At 52.6% G+C, this 15,367-nt stretch carries 17 protein-coding genes; 7 read left to right on the forward strand and 10 right to left on the reverse strand.

Translation table 11 applies throughout. The features are described 5' to 3' along the window. The first annotated feature begins 89 nt into the window (after positions 1-89). The gene (gene dusA / locus ABKW30_RS14435) at positions 90-1,094 is read left to right on the forward strand and encodes a tRNA dihydrouridine(20/20a) synthase DusA (protein WP_348599605.1); all 1,005 of its coding nucleotides are present in this window, start codon (positions 90-92) and stop codon (positions 1,092-1,094) included. Here the strand turns inward: dusA and ABKW30_RS14440 are convergent. The 3 genes from ABKW30_RS14440 to ABKW30_RS14450 are packed head-to-tail and all read right to left on the reverse strand — an operon-like array spanning position 1,091 to position 2,813. After that, the gene (locus ABKW30_RS14440) at positions 1,091-1,792 is read right to left on the reverse strand and encodes a TIGR02281 family clan AA aspartic protease (RefSeq protein ID WP_348599606.1); all 702 of its coding nucleotides are present in this window, start codon (positions 1,790-1,792) and stop codon (positions 1,091-1,093) included. The genes dusA and ABKW30_RS14440 overlap by 4 nt on opposite strands. Position 1,793: 1 nt before the next feature. After that, the gene (locus ABKW30_RS14445) at positions 1,794-2,021 is read right to left on the reverse strand and encodes a DUF1289 domain-containing protein (protein ID WP_348599607.1); all 228 of its coding nucleotides are present in this window, start codon (positions 2,019-2,021) and stop codon (positions 1,794-1,796) included. A gap of 18 nt (positions 2,022-2,039) precedes the next feature. Continuing rightward, entirely contained in the window at positions 2,040-2,813 is a 774-nt protein-coding gene (locus tag ABKW30_RS14450) for an adenosylcobinamide-GDP ribazoletransferase (protein ID WP_348599608.1), read from the reverse strand. Between the two features lie 122 nt (positions 2,814-2,935). Here ABKW30_RS14450 and cobT point away from each other — a divergent pair, with 122 nt between their 5' ends. Further along, the gene (gene cobT / locus ABKW30_RS14455; protein ID WP_348599812.1) at positions 2,936-3,955 is read left to right on the forward strand and encodes a nicotinate-nucleotide--dimethylbenzimidazole phosphoribosyltransferase; all 1,020 of its coding nucleotides are present in this window, start codon (positions 2,936-2,938) and stop codon (positions 3,953-3,955) included. 29 nt (positions 3,956-3,984) lie between these two features. Here cobT and ABKW30_RS14460 read toward each other — a convergent pair whose 3' ends face one another. Further along, the gene (locus ABKW30_RS14460; protein ID WP_348599609.1) at positions 3,985-4,425 is read right to left on the reverse strand and encodes a DoxX family protein; all 441 of its coding nucleotides are present in this window, start codon (positions 4,423-4,425) and stop codon (positions 3,985-3,987) included. A gap of 91 nt (positions 4,426-4,516) precedes the next feature. Beyond that, complete coding sequence (locus ABKW30_RS14465) at positions 4,517-6,040, reverse strand: HAMP domain-containing sensor histidine kinase (protein WP_348599610.1); 1,524 nt, start codon at positions 6,038-6,040, stop codon at positions 4,517-4,519. 189 nt (positions 6,041-6,229) lie between these two features. On the opposite strand from ABKW30_RS14465, the gene ABKW30_RS14470 reads away from it, so the two are divergent. The 4 genes from ABKW30_RS14470 to ABKW30_RS14485 all read left to right on the forward strand — a co-directional run bounded on the left by ABKW30_RS14470 (position 6,230) and on the right by ABKW30_RS14485 (position 8,671). Beyond that, a complete protein-coding gene (locus ABKW30_RS14470) occupies positions 6,230-6,841 on the forward strand; it encodes a thermonuclease family protein (protein ID WP_348599611.1) in 612 nt (203 codons plus the stop codon). Beyond that, the gene (locus ABKW30_RS14475; protein WP_348599612.1) at positions 6,838-7,449 is read left to right on the forward strand and encodes a glutathione S-transferase; all 612 of its coding nucleotides are present in this window, start codon (positions 6,838-6,840) and stop codon (positions 7,447-7,449) included. The genes ABKW30_RS14470 and ABKW30_RS14475 overlap by 4 nt, the downstream gene beginning before the upstream one ends. 11 nt (positions 7,450-7,460) lie before the next feature. Next, positions 7,461-8,084, forward strand: a complete 624-nt coding sequence (locus ABKW30_RS14480) for a uracil-DNA glycosylase family protein (protein WP_348599813.1) — start codon at positions 7,461-7,463, stop codon at positions 8,082-8,084. Positions 8,085-8,191: 107 nt separating this feature from the next. Next, positions 8,192-8,671, forward strand: a complete 480-nt coding sequence (locus ABKW30_RS14485; RefSeq protein WP_348599613.1) for an Lrp/AsnC family transcriptional regulator — start codon at positions 8,192-8,194, stop codon at positions 8,669-8,671. A gap of 19 nt (positions 8,672-8,690) precedes the next feature. Here ABKW30_RS14485 and ABKW30_RS14490 read toward each other — a convergent pair whose 3' ends face one another. Further along, positions 8,691-9,560 (reverse strand): NAD(P)-dependent oxidoreductase, encoded by an 870-nt coding sequence (locus tag ABKW30_RS14490; protein ID WP_348599614.1) that lies wholly within the window; start codon positions 9,558-9,560, stop codon positions 8,691-8,693. Positions 9,561-9,618: 58 nt separating this feature from the next. On the opposite strand from ABKW30_RS14490, the gene ABKW30_RS14495 reads away from it, so the two are divergent. Continuing rightward, positions 9,619-12,075 (forward strand): penicillin acylase family protein, encoded by a 2,457-nt coding sequence (locus ABKW30_RS14495; RefSeq protein WP_348599615.1) that lies wholly within the window; start codon positions 9,619-9,621, stop codon positions 12,073-12,075. Between the two features lie 4 nt (positions 12,076-12,079). Here the strand turns inward: ABKW30_RS14495 and ABKW30_RS14500 are convergent, their stop codons facing one another. The 4 genes from ABKW30_RS14500 to ABKW30_RS14515 all read right to left on the reverse strand — a co-directional run bounded on the left by ABKW30_RS14500 (position 12,080) and on the right by ABKW30_RS14515 (position 15,166). Next, positions 12,080-12,700: a glutathione S-transferase gene (locus ABKW30_RS14500; protein WP_348599616.1), complete on the reverse strand. Its 621-nt coding sequence runs from the start codon at positions 12,698-12,700 to the stop codon at positions 12,080-12,082. Between the two features lie 23 nt (positions 12,701-12,723). After that, positions 12,724-13,560, reverse strand: a complete 837-nt coding sequence (locus ABKW30_RS14505; RefSeq protein WP_348599617.1) for an ABC transporter permease — start codon at positions 13,558-13,560, stop codon at positions 12,724-12,726. Then, positions 13,557-14,270, reverse strand: a complete 714-nt coding sequence (locus tag ABKW30_RS14510) for an ABC transporter permease (protein ID WP_348599618.1) — start codon at positions 14,268-14,270, stop codon at positions 13,557-13,559. Before ABKW30_RS14510 ends, ABKW30_RS14505 begins: the two co-directional genes overlap by 4 nt. Before the next feature lie 104 nt (positions 14,271-14,374). Then, the gene (locus tag ABKW30_RS14515; RefSeq protein ID WP_348599619.1) at positions 14,375-15,166 is read right to left on the reverse strand and encodes an ABC transporter substrate-binding protein; all 792 of its coding nucleotides are present in this window, start codon (positions 15,164-15,166) and stop codon (positions 14,375-14,377) included. Positions 15,167-15,367 lie beyond the last annotated feature (201 nt).

Genomic DNA, 15,367 nt, shown 5'->3' on the forward strand with positions numbered 1-15,367 from the left:
TGGACAAAGGCGTTGAAGTGGACAATTGCGGTATGGGGTATTATGTGAGGCGAATAAGCGGCTATCCGAAACAACACAATGGCGAGACAATGCCCGTTAGCAGTACATATGGTGATCACCGCTTTGCGGTAGCGCCGATGATCGACTGGACAGACAGGCATTGCCGGACTTTGCATCGCCAATTCACGCGCAATGCTTTGCTGTACACAGAGATGGTAGTAGCCGATGCTGCCATACATGGAAACCGCGAACGTATATTGGGTTTCGCCAATGCGGAGCATCCTGTCGCTTTGCAGTTGGGCGGCTCGGATGCTGCCAAGCTCGCGGAAGCTGCCCGCATCGGGGAGGTGATGGGGTATATTGAGATCAATCTCAATGTCGGATGCCCTTCTGATCGTGTGCAATCTGGTACTTTCGGTGCTTGCTTGATGAAAACACCGGATGTTGTCACAGAGGCCATCTCTGCCATGAAGCGGGCGGTTTCTGTTCCTGTCACGGTTAAGTGCCGGATAGGCGTTGATGATCAGGACACGGAAACAGCGCTGGGCGATCTAGCGGAAGGTATCTTTGATGCTGGCGCTGACGCCTTGTGGGTCCATGCGCGCAAGGCTTGGTTGAAGGGGCTTTCACCAAAGGAAAATCGCGATATTCCGCCTTTGGACTATGATCGTGTCTATCGGCTCAAACGGCAATATCCGAGTCAATTCATCGGGATAAATGGTGGTATTCAGACGATTGAAGAAGGCCTTCAGCATTTGAATCACGTTGATGGTGTCATGCTTGGACGCGCTGTCTATCATAACCCGATGATGCTGTCGGACGTTGATCAAACCATTTATGGCGATCAGCATAGCCGGAGTTCAATTGATACCATTATCGATCATATGTGCCGCTACACCGATGAGCATATTGCTGCTGGTGGACGTTTGTCCCACGTGGCGCGGCATATGGTGGGACTGTTTCATGGCGCTTCCGGAGCTAGGCGCTGGAGGCAGATTCTGTCGACTGAAGCCAATCAGACTGGCGCAACCAGCGATGTTATTCGCCGTGCGTATGAGGCCGTGCAGACTGCTGTCGTAGAACAAGCAGCTTAATCGGTAAGCACCAGCCGGTCACCGCGTACCGAAAATCCACTGAGTGTATTCAAGAAATTCATGCCGAGTAGACTGCCATCCATGCGGCCGTCCTGTGTAACCATAGCGCGTATGTTTCGCCGCTCAATATCGCCAATCCGGATGCTGTCGAGGGTAATGTTTGCTGCATTTGCAAGTCCATTGGCTGTCATGACCGGCGTACTGTAGGTCAGTTTATCTGGTTCGATGCCCGCTCTGCGTGCGTCATCGGCTGAAAGCACTATGGAGGACGCCCCTGTATCGATCATGAAGGGCACCGTTTCTCCATTGACCTGACCACGCACTTCGAAATGCCCGTTTTCCGCCTTGGCCAAAGTCACGGAAATCAGACCGTCATTATCCCGTGTCGAGATCGGGCTGCCCGGTATCAAGCCAGCTGTAATGCGATGTCCTACATCCTGCAATTCGTAGCGATATTGATATCCGGTCACCAAGGTCAGGATAATAACAATCCATACTGCGAGATTACGCAGGGAATGACTGAGCGGGATGCCGGAACCTAATAGCGCAGAGCCGACAACCACACCCAATATGCCGAAATAAGCCAAGCGGGCGAATGAATCATTGGCCATTCCGAATGTTGAGCCGGCATCGTTATTTGACACCAGCAGCAGAAGAACGATGCCTATAAGAGCGATGGCAACCCAGAACAGACGCATATCATTGTTCCTGCTTTTCACGGGCCATACGGGTGCGGCGGGTTTCCCGGCGGGGGCGTCGTTCCAATGTAGCCAGCCGTGCGGGAAGTGATGTCATGATGGAACGGCGGCTATCCGGCGTCATCATTATCCATCCCGCAATCTCATCACGCGTTCGACCGCAACCGAAACAATATCCGGTCTTTATATCGATCGCACACACGAGGATGCAGGGTGACTCAATGCTCATACAGCAAATTTGGTATGGTTAGAGGGCAATGACAAGTCCAAGCTGCAGGGTAATTGTTGCCAATTGCTGTACGGCCCCCAGTGTATCGCCGGTGTGCCCACCGATTTTGCTCGTGCACAGTTGGCAAAAACCAAAAAACATGAGGGCCGACAGAACGGCAGCAAGGATGACAGCCAGCAGCCCGCCAGCGATACCGAAGGTTACAATACCGGCAATGGTGGCAGAAATCAGTGCGAAATTTGCGGACTGCACGTCGGGTAAACCGGCTGCGTCAGCAACTCCGCCTTTACGTGCTGAAGGCAGCATTTGCCAGAATTTCACCAGAAGTCCCCGGCTGACGGCTTCCGTTCCGACCAAGACGAGCAAGACTTGGAGCAACCCAACCTCATCAAGGATATTTCCCAACAGTGTCACACGCAAAAGTACAGTCAGTATCAAAGCAAGCGTGCCATAGGAACCAATACTCGAATCCTTCATGATTTCGAGGCGTCGCTCTGGCGTATTACCGCCGAAGAAGCCGTCTGCCACATCCGCGAGGCCATCCTCATGTAGTGCGCCGGTGGTCAAGATCAGCGCGGTCACCACGAGGATCGCAGTAATGATTTCCCCGATGTCGAGAAACCAGCAAACTACGAGGACAAACGCAGCTGGTAAGGAAAGCAGCACGCCTGCTGCTGGAAACCCACGCACACTTGCGGCAAGTGTGCTGCCGGACCCCTCGAACCATTTTGGAGCTACGTTCATTCTGGAAAGAAACGCAAGCGAACGCATCGTATCAGTGATCAGGTCCATGAGGCATACCCTGGTTGGCAGGTCGCGACACTCTGCGCTGAATGTTGACCTTTGCGTTTTCCCGTACAGCGCTTATAGGACGGGTAGTTCTGATTTGCCATGAAGAGTTGACCGCAAGGAACATCATGACCACTGGCCTGCCATTTGACGATTTCCGTACCCTCATTGAAACTTTGCCCGGACCGGACGAGGCGGCTGTTGCCGCCGTTCGTAAGCGTGATTCCATGTTGACCAAACCCCCGGGTGCTTTGGGCCGTCTGGAAGAAATCGTGGAGTGGCTTGCCGCTTGGACGGGAAGATCGCAGCCACAGGTTACACGACCGCTGGTCGCTGTTTTTGCAGGAAATCACGGCGTTACCGCCAAGGGCGTTTCGCCATACCCGTCGTCTGTTACGGCGCAGATGGTCGAAAATTTTGCTGCGGGCGGTGCTGCGATAAATCAAATCTGCATTGCCAATGATCTTGGCCTGAAAATCTTTGACCTTGCCTTGGAATATCCGACTGCGGATATCACCGAGGATGCGGCAATGGATGAAAAGACCTGCGCGGCAACTATGGCGTTTGGCATGGAGTCCATTGCTGGGGGGACTGATCTGCTTTGCATTGGGGAAATGGGAATTGGCAACACAACGATTGCCGCCGCCATTTTCCACGCGCTTTATGGCGGAACAGCCGAAGATTGGGTTGGTCCGGGCACTGGTTCCAATAGCGAGGGCATGAGACGCAAGGCTGACGCGGTACGTGCTGCGGTTGTGTTGCACAGCTCGCACCTCAAGGACCCGCTGGAAGTACTACGTCGTCTCGGTGGCCGGGAAGTTGCCGCAATGGTCGGTGCAATCCTGGCGACGCGTGTGGAGAAAATTCCGGTTATCATTGATGGCTACGTTGCCACTGCTGCTGCTGCAATTCTCCATGCTGCCAACCCTGAAGCGATTGATCATTGCATTATTGGCCATGTGTCAGCCGAGCCCGGCCATTACAAAGTGCTGGAGCGGCTTGGAAAGCGGCCTTTACTTGATCTTGGCATGAGACTTGGCGAGGGTACGGGCGCTGCACTTGCTGCCGGCATCGTTAAGGCAGCCGCGCTTTGCCATAGCGGTATGGCAACATTCGAGCAGGCTGGCGTCAGCAATCGCGATTAAGTAAGAGGCCCGCCGAAACGGGCCTTTTATTAGAACTCTTTACCGATCTTGGCATCAACCGAATGCGCATTGGCACCGCGGAAAAGGAAGAACAGCAGAACGAAAGTCCAGAGTATGGATTTCTCCGCACCGAAGAAACCTTGTCCGGCTGTAACCCAATGGAAATAGACCGTTACGATCAGGACAATCGTTGTCGCAAAGGCGGCTGGACGGGTGAACAGTCCCAGCACCAGCAAAATACCACCAAAAAATTCTGTGACGGCCAATAGCGGCGACCAGAAAACCCCAGGATAAAAACCAAGGCTTTGCACCATTTCAATGGAGCCAAACGGGTCGGTAATCTTGCCTGAGCCGTGAACGACGAGCAAAGCACCTGCAACTACGCGTAACAAGGTTTCGGCAAGCGTACCAAAGTTTGAATAAATTGCGCCGAGCGCTGGTATGAAAAGAGGGCGGTTATTTACGGCCATTGATTTCGGGTCCCCGAATTGTTGCAATGCAACAAGCAATTGCAGACCTGCTAACCCACTATCAAATAACAATAAGTTGAACTTGAGTTTTTTAGGCAGCTTTTTGGGGTTGTGTTGTTGTTCTGCCCTTAAAGCTTGTGGAAACCACACGACTACGCGGAAAAGTGGCAAGTGCCTCAGTTCCTTCGCGGAGTTTTGAGAATAGATGAAACTCGCCATCATGAACGTGTACAAGCGCTTGAACTATCGGTAATCCAAGTCCTGTACCCTGTTCTGCTGTCTTGATCGCAATTGATCCTTGACCAAAAGCGGAGAGGACGACAGGGATTTCATCCGCGGCTATGCCGGGGCCAGTATCACGAACCGAAAGATATTGTCCGCCGCCCGCGGTCCAGCCGATCTTGACGTAAATTTTCCCATTGGATGGCGTAAATTTTACTGCGTTCGCCATGAGGTTGAGCAGTATTTGCCGTAAGGAACGCTCATCGGCCATCATTGGAAGCATGCCTGACTCGAACTGCGGAATAAGAGTTATATCCTTGTTGCGTGCCTTCAGCGACATCATGCGAATGCATTCGTTTGCAACGTCGGTCAGCATCAGGGATTCTTCGCTTAATGTATGGCGGCCAGCCTCAATGCGGCTTAGATCGAGAATCTCGTTGATAAGATTGAGTAGATGTTCCCCGGAAGCATGAATATCTCCCGCATATTCGCGATAGGTGCCGTTTTCAATCGGCCCCAAAACTTCCTTCGCCATAACTTCCGAGAAGCCGAGAATCGCATTGAGCGGTGTACGCAGTTCGTGGCTCATTGAAGCCAGAAAGCGGGATTTAGCGAGGTTCGCTTCTTCCGCCCGCCGCCGTCCTTCGTCGGACATGGCATTGGCAGTCTCAAGCTCGGCAATCAGCGCATCTTTTTCGGCTTGGAGAGCCAAAGTCAAAACCACCGAATGGTTCAGGCGCGTGGCAACAAGATAGAAAAATGTCAGGCCTGCAAGCAACATGACCACCATGGTTGCTTGAACCGGCTCGGCAAGACTGCCGGATACGGTGCTGATATACGCAACGACTGGCAGCGTGAATGCGACCGGCACTGCCAGACGCAAGGCAGAGGAAAACACGGCAGTGATTGCCATCGCCAGAATAAGGACCACAGCCTTGATGATTGAAAACTGACCAATTCCGCAGACTTCGCATTGCAGGAATATGAAATATGTCCAGCCTGTGCCTGTGAGGAAGTGGCCAAGCAAATAAACAAGCTGCCACTGACGGATTTGGGTATCACGAATGGCGGATCTGTCGATCTGGCGTGCCATAAGGCCCAGTAAAGCGTAAAGACCTATGCCAATACATGCCCAAACGATCATTTGCTGACCAAATCCGGCAAAAATGCTCGTAACTGTAACAATGGCGATAAGCAGTGGAATAGTAGCCGCGTTAATAATCAACGCGCGCGTGTGCATGAACAGCAATTCCCGATCGAAATGCTCAATCTTCGTACGCTGCATGAGACGGTCGCGGGCGCTTCGAACAACGATAGACATATCGCGGTTGCGCGGCATCTTGCGCCGGTCAACTATGTTCTTGTCTGCATGGCTTGCGTCGAGTAGTGCCATAGGCCTCATTCCGGATGGATAAACGGCATGTGCCCACATTGCATCGCAAGCCCGTTCATAAATGATTAAAGTGGCGTTGATTACGGGTAAAAAAGCGAATCTATTCTTGGCGATAAAGGCAAATATGAAACAACTTTATCAATCAGGCAGATGGTGAGAGGACGCTTTCGCCCCTCGAGAAGGCGGACGGTGAATCAACCGGCTCCCCGCTCGGCCATCCGTAAATTGGCCGATATCTGCCTGATGCTCATCTTCTTCGGACTGGTCGCTTTGCTTGTCGCACGGATTGACCAGGACCCCGAGGCAGTTGGCTTGTCTGGCAGTGCCTACGTTATTGACGGAGACACACTGGTTATTTCGCAGCAGCATATTCGACTTAAGGGAATTGATGCACCGGAGCTTGCTCAGACCTGCGGCAGGCCCCCAGCGTTGCGTAATTGCGGGCAACTGGCCCGGCAAGCCCTGCAAAAGCTGGTTGCAAAAACAGAAGTGCACTGTGAGGAGCAGGGGCGTGACAAATTTGACCGTGTGCTGGCTACCTGTTTCGTCGGGCAAACCAATCTCAACCGGATAATGGTCGAGACCGGCCAGGCAATTGCCTACGGCGATTATCGTGACGCAGAGGTGATCGCTCGCGGACGTAAGCTTGGTATATGGGCCGATGCATTTGAAACGCCTCAGGATTGGCGTAGAACACATGATCAAGCTACTGAAACATCACAGCCGGAGCAGAGCCTTGTATCGGAGACTATCGACGGGGTTGTAGAGTGGGTTAATGGATTACTGGGAGGTATCTGGTGAAATTATATGATGGGGGTCGCGCACCCAACCCGAGACGTGCTCGGATATTTTTGGCCGAGAAAGGCTTGAACATATCGCTCGTCCCTGTGGATATGGCAGCCTTGGGACACCGCTCACAAGAAATACAGTCACTTAATCCATTGCAGAGATTGCCGGTTCTTGAACTTGACGATGGAACTGCGATTACGGAATCTGTTGCGATCTGTCGCTATTTTGAAGAACTCCATCCGGAGCCGCCGCTATTTGGTGAAGGTGCTTTAGGCAAAACACTCGTCGAAATGTGGAATCGCCGGGTCGAATTGCATTTTCTGGGGCCCGTTGCGGCAGCATTCCGTCACACTCATCCGGCCATGGTCGAATGGGAAGTTCCGCAAATCCCGGAATGGGGGGAGGCAAACCGGCCAAAGGCTGCAGCATTCATGAATGTGTTGGATGACCAGTTGGCAAAAAGTACATTCATTGCCGGAAACCAGTTTTCAATTGCCGATATAACATTGCTTGTCAGCGTCGACTTTTTGAAACCCGCCAAGATAGCCATGCCAGAAGAACTCACGCACCTGAGGCGCTGGCATGAAGCGGTATCGAACCGGCCAAGTGCAAAGGCCTGATATTGAACACTGTGGCAGATCCCTTTGCTCTCGATAGGCTGGGAACGGATATTAAGGCTTGCCGGATATGCCACGACAATCCGCGATATGGGGTGCCTTTACCACACGAGTCGAACCCGGTTTGTGTGACTTCAGCAATTGCGCGTATCGTGATCTGCGGGCAAGCTCCGGGCATCCGAGTTCACAATACCGGTATTCCCTTCAATGATCCCTCCGGTGTGCGTCTGCGCGAATGGCTCGGTGTTACCCCGGAAACGTTCTATGACCCCGACAAGTTCGCCATTGTGCCGATGGGGTTTTGCTTTCCGGGCTATGATGCAAAGGGTGGTGATCTACCGCCGCGCCGCGAATGCCGCGAGACTTGGCATGACCAACTTTTTGCAGCGATGCCGCAGGTGGAGTTGATCCTCACGATTGGACAATACGCGCAAGCCTACCACCTTGGCTCACGGCGCAAATCCGGCATGACTGAAACTGTGCGCAGCTGGCGCGAGTACTTCAGCGATCAATCGAAGCCTGCCATACTGCCTTTGCCTCATCCGTCTTGGCGTAACAGTGGCTGGTTGAAAAAGAATCCGTGGTTTGCGCAAGAAGTTCTACCTTTGCTTCGACAGACGGTTGAAAATCTAATTTGATCAGTTTTCGGATGAAAATTTTTCACAATCGCAAAAGATTGGAATAATTTTCTTGTACCATAGTAGTTTATCGGCTCATAAAGTATCCCATTCCAAGGGGATGACAAATGGACAGACTTGATCGTAAAATTCTTCGCCTTCTTCAAGAAGACGCCACGCTTGCTGTGGCTGATGTTGCCAAGAAAGTCGGGCTGTCAACAACGCCCTGCTGGCGCCGTATCCAGAAGCTTGAAGAGGATGGGGTGATCCAGCGCCGGGTCGCAATCCTTGATCCGGTTCGCGTCAATACCCGGGTTACAGTCTTCGTCTCCATCCGCACCGGCGCACATAACAACGAATGGCTCAAACGCTTTTCCGAGGTTGTCCAGGAGTTTCCGGAAGTAGTCGAGTTTTATCGCATGAGCGGTGATGTCGACTATCTGTTGCGCGTCGTGGTGCCGGATATCGCGGCTTATGACGCAGTATATAAGCGCCTGATCAGCAAAATCGACATTCGGGATGTATCGTCTGCCTTTGCCATGGAGCAGATCAAATACACCACCGAATTGCCGTTGGACTATATGAGCATCGACAAGGAATCGAACTGATTTCCTTGAGTGCGGCTGGTTACTTTTCCAGCCGCGCAAGCAGGGATGATGTATCCCAGCGCTTTCCGCCCATTACCTGAACATCCTTGTAGAACTGATCGACTAGCGCAGTGACCGGCAGTTTCGCGCTATTTCGGTCAGCTTCCGCAAGGCAGATGCCGAGATCCTTTCGCATCCAGTCAACGGCAAAGCCAAAATCATACTTTCCAGCGTTCATGGTCTTGTGCCGATTTTCCATTTGCCACGAACCTGCCGCGCCCTTGGAAATGACTTCGATAACTTTCTCGATATCAAGTCCTGCCTGTTTGCCGAAGTGAATACCCTCCGCCAATCCTTGGACGATGCCGGCAATGCAAATCTGGTTGATCATCTTGGTCAACTGTCCAGCGCCCGCATCGCCCATCAGGCCGACCATCTTCGCATAGGATTCGATCACAGGCTTGGCTTTATCGAACGCTGCCGATTCGCCGCCAACCATGACTGTCAGCGCACCATTTTCAGCGCCAGCCTGACCGCCGGAGACCGGAGCATCCAGAAAATGAAAGCCACGTTTGGCGGCTTCGGCGCTTAGTTCGCGGGCGACCTCAGCGGATGCAGTCGTGTTATCGATAAAGATTGCGCCCTTCTTCATCGAGTGAAAAGCACCGTTTTCACCAATTGTGACCGAGCGCAAATCGTCATCATTGCCGACGCAGCAGAAGATGAAATCCTTGCCTTCTGCGGCCTTTTCAGGCGTAGCGGCCTGCGATCCGGAAAACTGTTCTGCCCACTTGCTGGCCTTCTCTCCATTGCGGTTGAAGACAGTCACGTCATGACCGCCACGCGTCTTCAGATGGCCCGCCATCGGGTAGCCCATGACGCCCAGACCAATAAATGCAACACTTGCCATTCCGTAATTTCCTCTGTCTTATGGCCTTTAATCAGGTCGATTTGCGGAGGTTAGAATATTGCGGCGCATCATCAAAGGCCTGCTTTGGATTGTTTTTTCGCTTATACCTCTCGCTCTTCTTGCTTTTGTCGTCGGATATGTCTGGTTAGCGGGCTCGGTTGCACCGGCAACGGGCGAAACAAGCCTTGCGGGCCTGTCAGATCCGGTTACGATAACCCGTGATAAGAATGCCGTTCCCCATATCAGTGGAACCTCCGTCGAGGACGTATTCACCGCACTCGGTTTCGTCCATGCGCAGGAACGGCTCTGGCAAATGGAAGTTACCCGGATGGCGGGGCGTGGACGCCTGTCAGAGCTTTTCGGTGATAAAACCATTTCGACAGATACGTTCATCCGCACAATAGGTCTTTACGAATCTGCACAAAGTTCGATTGATTCGCTTGCGCCAGCGGATCGCGCCAAAGTCGATGCCTATGTCCGTGGCATCAATGCGTTCATAGATGGGGCTGGACCTTCCTTCGGCTCAAAATATTCGCCTGAGTTCGTTATTCTGCAGCATTTCCCAGAGCAATGGACTGCCGCAGACGTTATCGTCACGCTCAAGCTGATGTCGGTTACGCTTGCGGCTAATATTGACGACGAGGTCCTGCGGCTGAAATTCGCCCGCCTCGGCATGAATGAGCAGGAGATCGTTGACCTGCTGCCTCCTGTTGCTGGAGATGCACCGCCGCCGTTGCCGGATTTGCAGCAGTTGCTTGGCTTACCTACCGGAACCATCAAGACTGGAGCCATAGAGGCGGAACAACAATTTGCCGCGCTCAACGAGATCATGTCTACCGGGGCATCCAATAATTGGGTCGTAGGCGGTGTCCGTACAGTCAGCGGCAAACCGATTCTCGCCAATGATCCTCATCTGGGGATGACAGCGCCTGCCATCTGGTATCTCGCGCATCTTCAAGTGAAACAGGTTGATGGCTCGTCAAAAAATCTTGTTGGGGTGACACTGCCCGGCGCTCCTTTGGTTCTCCTTGGCCGCAATGACAGGATCGCCTGGGGCTTCACCAATACCGGTTCTGATGTCCAGGATATCTTCATCGAAAAAATGAACCCTGCAAATCGGGATGAATACCAGACGCCGGAGGGTTTCCGTCCATTTGAGAAGCAGCGGGTGGAAATTCGCGTTAAAGGCAGTGAAACCGTCAGTTTTGATCGCCGCATTACACGGCATGGCCCGGTTCTTCCGGCGGAATATCGCGGGCTTGACCATTATCTGGCCGATGACACAGTTGCATCGCTTTCCTGGACGGTGCTTGCGGGCGACGACAAGACCATCGCTGCCGGCTTCAAGCTTTGGGATTTCGCGAACGTATCGGATTTCCAGAATGGTATGGGCGATTATGTAACGCCGATGCAGTCGATGGTCATTGCGGATGTCGACGGCAATATCGGCATGATTGCGCCCGGCAAGGTTCCTGTCCGTGACCCGGCAAACCGGATTATGGGACGTGCGCCATCTCCGGGCTGGGATGCGACCTATGATTGGAAGGGCTATATTCCCTATAGCGAATTACCGCGCGTCTATAATCCGGCAGAGAACGTTCTTGCGACTGCCAATACCAAGATGGTTGATGCGGACTATCCGCATTTTCTGACCTTCGACTGGGATGAGCCATGGCGGTTGGAGCGCATAAAGTCGCTGATTTACAACGCCAATCAGCAAACCTTGGAAACAAATCGTGTCGTTCAGGGCGACGTCTACACAGGTGCCTATGCAGCACTGGCCCCAATTATGCTGAAACTCATTGAGGGCCGCGATGACATTGATCTGGCGGCTGTCGGGCAGTTGAAAAAGTGGGACTACATCGAAGACCGCGCTCGCACCGAGCCGCTTCTGTTCAATGCATGGTTGCGATTTTCCATGAAACGCATTCTGGAGGATGATCTGGGCGATACGTTCCCATCCTATTGGCAGGGCCGTGTTGATGCGATGCTGCGCTGGCTTGGCCCAAATCCCGGGCGGAACTGGTGCGATGACGGGCGCACGCCGGAAAAAGAGAATTGCAGCGATGTGCTCGCTCTGTCTCTTGCCGATGCGCTCAAGGATATTGAAACGCGACTTGGCAGCGACCGGGCAAAATGGAACTGGGGTGCGCTGCATTATGCTTACAGCGCGCACCGTCCTTTTGCCCAAGTGAGCCCGCTTGATAAGTTGTTTAATGTCACCGTGCCTGCTTCGGGTGGCGCTTATACTCTGGATCGGGGCAAATCGACGTTCACCGATGAGAGCAATCCCTATCGGGCCACGCATGGCTCAAGCTATCGGGGGTTGTTCGACCTCTCTGACCTCAACAAATCAACCTATATTCAGACCACCGGTCAGTCGGGTAACGTCTTTTCATCCAACTATCGTGACTTTGCTGAAAAGTGGTCGAATATCGAAGCCATCACGATTTCGACCGACGAGGCCGTTTATCAGGACGGCTTGCAAGGTGTCTGGCGTTTGAAACCGCAATGATTGCTCAGGTGAGGGGAATCATTACGGATTTCCGATAGGCGGGGCGCAACTTGAGCTGCTCATACCAACTTTTGAGATGAGGCAGGTCCGGGCGTTCAATGGCCATTTCGAACCACGCATAGACGAAACAGCCCACAGGAATATCGCCAACACCGAATTTTGAACCGGACAGATAAGGTTGCGATGCCAGCGCCTCGTCAACCATGGCAAATAACTTGCTGCATGTTTTCAGGCCGTTATCCTTTGCGGTAAGGTCCTGTTTATCTGGCGTCAGGCGAACAACATTCCAGAAGACATCGCGGAAAGGCAGAGCCAGTGATGATGTCGCCCAGTCCATCCAGCGCTCGGCTTTCGCACGTTGCCCCACATCAGCGATGAAAAGCTCCGGATTGCCGTACCGCGCGGCAATGTAGCGGACAATCGTATTGCTTTCCCAGAGAACAAGGTCCCCGTCTTCCAGTGTCGGCACCAGCCCATTCGGGTTCTTGGCTCGATATTCCGGATCGCTAACGATGCCGAAGGCACCACCTGCTGCGATATTCTCATAAGTCACGCCTGTTTCTTCAGCAGCCCAAAGAACTTTCTTGACGTTGGTCGAGTTTGTTCGACCCCAGATTTTGAGCATGAGAACTCTCTTATGATTTGATTCTAACGGATCAGGTGGCGGGTAATACGACGTTCCATCCAGTCCCATAGGTGACGCAGAACTTCAACCAGCAATAGGTAGATGATTGCAGTCCAAAGGTAGGTTTGGAAATCGAACGTGCGTGAATAGGCCAGCTTGGTATAGCCCATCAGATCATAGACCGAGATCAACGCCACAATTGCCGAACCCTTGATCATCAGGATCAATTCATTGCCATAGGGCCGCAAAGCCACGATCAGCGCCTGAGGCAGGATGATTTTACGGAAGGTCACGAACTTGGAAATACCGAGTGAGGCCGCACCCTCCCACTGTCCGGGGGAAACGCTGCGAATAGCGCCGCGCAGAATTTCTGCCTGATAGGCAGCGGTGTTGAGCGCAAATGACAACAGCGCGCAATACCATGCTTCGCGGAAAAATCCCCAAAGCCCAACTGCCTGAAGTTCTTTGCTGAACGATCCGAGGCCGTAATAAATCAGGAACACCTGCGCGATTAGTGGCGTCCCGCGGAAGAAATAGACATAGAAGTAGGCGATGGATGAGATGATCCGGTTTTTACTCATCCGCCCAAGTGCTACCGGGACGGAAAGAATTGCCCCAATGATAACCGATGCCACGACAAGACTTATGGTGGTCCATAGTCCCGAAAGATAGGTTGGAGCGTACTTGTCGATGAGTTCTCTGTCCCAGGCGGTATAAAGAAAATACATCAGGCCAAGGATCAATGCTGTCCAAAGCCCTACAAGTATATGGCCGGTAATCCGGGTTTTCGTCCATGGCTTCGGTGGCGCTGGAGGACGGCGAACGGCAGCGGCGGAGGGGGAGATCGCATTATCGGTCATCTCTTCGCTCCACTCTTGGCGGCCCAGCGATCAATGCCGTTGATGGCAAAGGATGACAGAATCCCGAGTATGAGGAAGATGAGACAAGCGGTTCCATAGAACATGAAAGCGTGCTTCGTCACGCGGGCTGCCACGGATGTCTGACGCAAAATATCGGCAAGGCCGATGGCTGAGACAAGCGCAGTATCCTTAAGCAATATCAGCCAGAGATTACCCAGACCGGGCAGGGCGATACGGATCAACTGCGGCAGGATAATCTTTCGCATGGTCTGCCCGTAGGAAAGACCAATCGCATAGCCGCCTTCATACTGACCCTTGGGAATAACGCGAAATGCCGAGAGGAAGACTTCACTGGCATAGGATGAGAACACGGTGCCCAAGGCGAACATGCCCGCGATAAACGAGTTTATCTCTATAGCGCCGGTATATCCAAGCAGTTGACCAAGCTTTTGAACACCGATCTGCCCGCCGTAATAAACCAGAAACAAGGTCAGCAGTTCGGGCAAACCGCGAAATATCGTCGTATACATATTGGCAGCGAGTTTGACCGACGGTTCTTCGGATTGCTTTCCGAGAGCAACGAAAAACCCGATCGCCAGCCCCAAGGGCAACGTGGCAAGCGCCAATGTTACCGTGACGAGTATTCCGCTGGCTATGCTCGGGCCCCATCCGCCTTCGCCAAAACCCAAGAGCGCTATTGAGCCTTCCATAGGCAACTTTCATATCTTGCGGGCAATTCCCCAACCCGTCATTTTTTGTAGGTTCGCAGATGGCAGTTTTATCCGCCATCTGCATGTCAAATCAACTTTTTATCTTAGTTTTCTGCACCATACACATCGAACTTGAAGTACTTGTCGTTGATTTCCTTGTACTTTCCGTTCTTGCGGATGGCGGCGATGGCTTCGCTGAACTTGTCGGCAAGAGCTGTATTGCCCTTTTTGACAGTTACACCAGCGCCCGGGCCGTGAATGGCGACATCGGGTGTAATTGTGCCGAGGATTTTGCAGCATGAGCCGGCATCGCTATCCACCCACTGACTGAGCACGACAACATCATCCATCACCGCGTCAATACGGCCATTCGAAACGTCGAGCTTATACTCGTCCGCAGTTGGGTACATTTTGATATCCGAGTCACTGTACTTGGCTTCGGCAAAGTTTGAATGGCTTGTCGAGCCCTGAACGCCGAGGGACTTGCCTTTCAGTGATTCGGGGGTGACATCCTTGATATCCGAATCTTTTGGTACAGCGATGGCTGGAGGTGTGTTGTAATACTTCTTGGAGAAGTCGACCTGCTTCAGGCGTTCCGGTGTAATTGACATGGAGGCAATAACAGCGTCGAACTTGTCTGCCTGTAGAGCCGGGATCATTCCGTCCCAATCCTGCGTGACAAAAGTGCATTCTGCCTTCATCTCCTCGCAGAGTGCTTTGCCGATATCGATATCAAAGCCTTCAAGCTTGCCATCTGGCGTCAGATTGTTGAAGGGCGGATAGGCACCTTCGGAAGCAATCTTAATCTTCAGCGCGTCCTGTGCATGAGCTGCGCCCATGGTTAAGGCGAGGGCTGCAGCAGAAATCGCGATCGCGAGACGCTTGGTTGTACGCATTTATTTGAACCTCTCTTTTATGGCCCGGCTGTTCCCCTGTTTTTCTGGACAGCCTTCCGGACAAGGTAGCAGTTTAAATCACTGCTCCTGACACGGATATTCCCACTAGTTTTCAATGAAAAGCAACCGGGAATCGTGCGCCGTTTAACGAATTTAATTGTAAAAAATGCCGAATGTTTCGGCGTTTTTACTTTTGTTTCG

The sequence above is a fragment of the Phyllobacterium sp. SB3 genome (genome assembly GCF_040009165.1).
In the GTDB taxonomy this organism is placed as follows: domain Bacteria; phylum Pseudomonadota; class Alphaproteobacteria; order Rhizobiales; family Rhizobiaceae; genus Phyllobacterium.

What these genes read in the sequence shown, in the direction of transcription:
- dusA (WP_348599605.1), top strand. Translation starts at nt 90, where the DNA reads ATGCCCGTTAGCAGTACATATGGTGATCACCGCTTTGCGGTAGCGCCG.
- ABKW30_RS14440 (WP_348599606.1), bottom strand. Translation starts at nt 1,792, where the DNA reads ATGCGTCTGTTCTGGGTTGCCATCGCTCTTATAGGCATCGTTCTTCTG.
- ABKW30_RS14445 (WP_348599607.1), bottom strand. Translation starts at nt 2,021, where the DNA reads ATGAGCATTGAGTCACCCTGCATCCTCGTGTGTGCGATCGATATAAAG.
- ABKW30_RS14450 (WP_348599608.1), bottom strand. Translation starts at nt 2,813, where the DNA reads ATGGACCTGATCACTGATACGATGCGTTCGCTTGCGTTTCTTTCCAGA.
- ABKW30_RS14460 (WP_348599609.1), bottom strand. Translation starts at nt 4,425, where the DNA reads ATGGCCGTAAATAACCGCCCTCTTTTCATACCAGCGCTCGGCGCAATT.
- ABKW30_RS14465 (WP_348599610.1), bottom strand. Translation starts at nt 6,040, where the DNA reads ATGGCACTACTCGACGCAAGCCATGCAGACAAGAACATAGTTGACCGG.
- ABKW30_RS14485 (WP_348599613.1), top strand. Translation starts at nt 8,192, where the DNA reads ATGGACAGACTTGATCGTAAAATTCTTCGCCTTCTTCAAGAAGACGCC.
- ABKW30_RS14490 (WP_348599614.1), bottom strand. Translation starts at nt 9,560, where the DNA reads ATGGCAAGTGTTGCATTTATTGGTCTGGGCGTCATGGGCTACCCGATG.
- ABKW30_RS14500 (WP_348599616.1), bottom strand. Translation starts at nt 12,700, where the DNA reads ATGCTCAAAATCTGGGGTCGAACAAACTCGACCAACGTCAAGAAAGTT.
- ABKW30_RS14505 (WP_348599617.1), bottom strand. Translation starts at nt 13,560, where the DNA reads ATGACCGATAATGCGATCTCCCCCTCCGCCGCTGCCGTTCGCCGTCCT.
- ABKW30_RS14510 (WP_348599618.1), bottom strand. Translation starts at nt 14,270, where the DNA reads ATGGAAGGCTCAATAGCGCTCTTGGGTTTTGGCGAAGGCGGATGGGGC.
- ABKW30_RS14515 (WP_348599619.1), bottom strand. Translation starts at nt 15,166, where the DNA reads ATGCGTACAACCAAGCGTCTCGCGATCGCGATTTCTGCTGCAGCCCTC.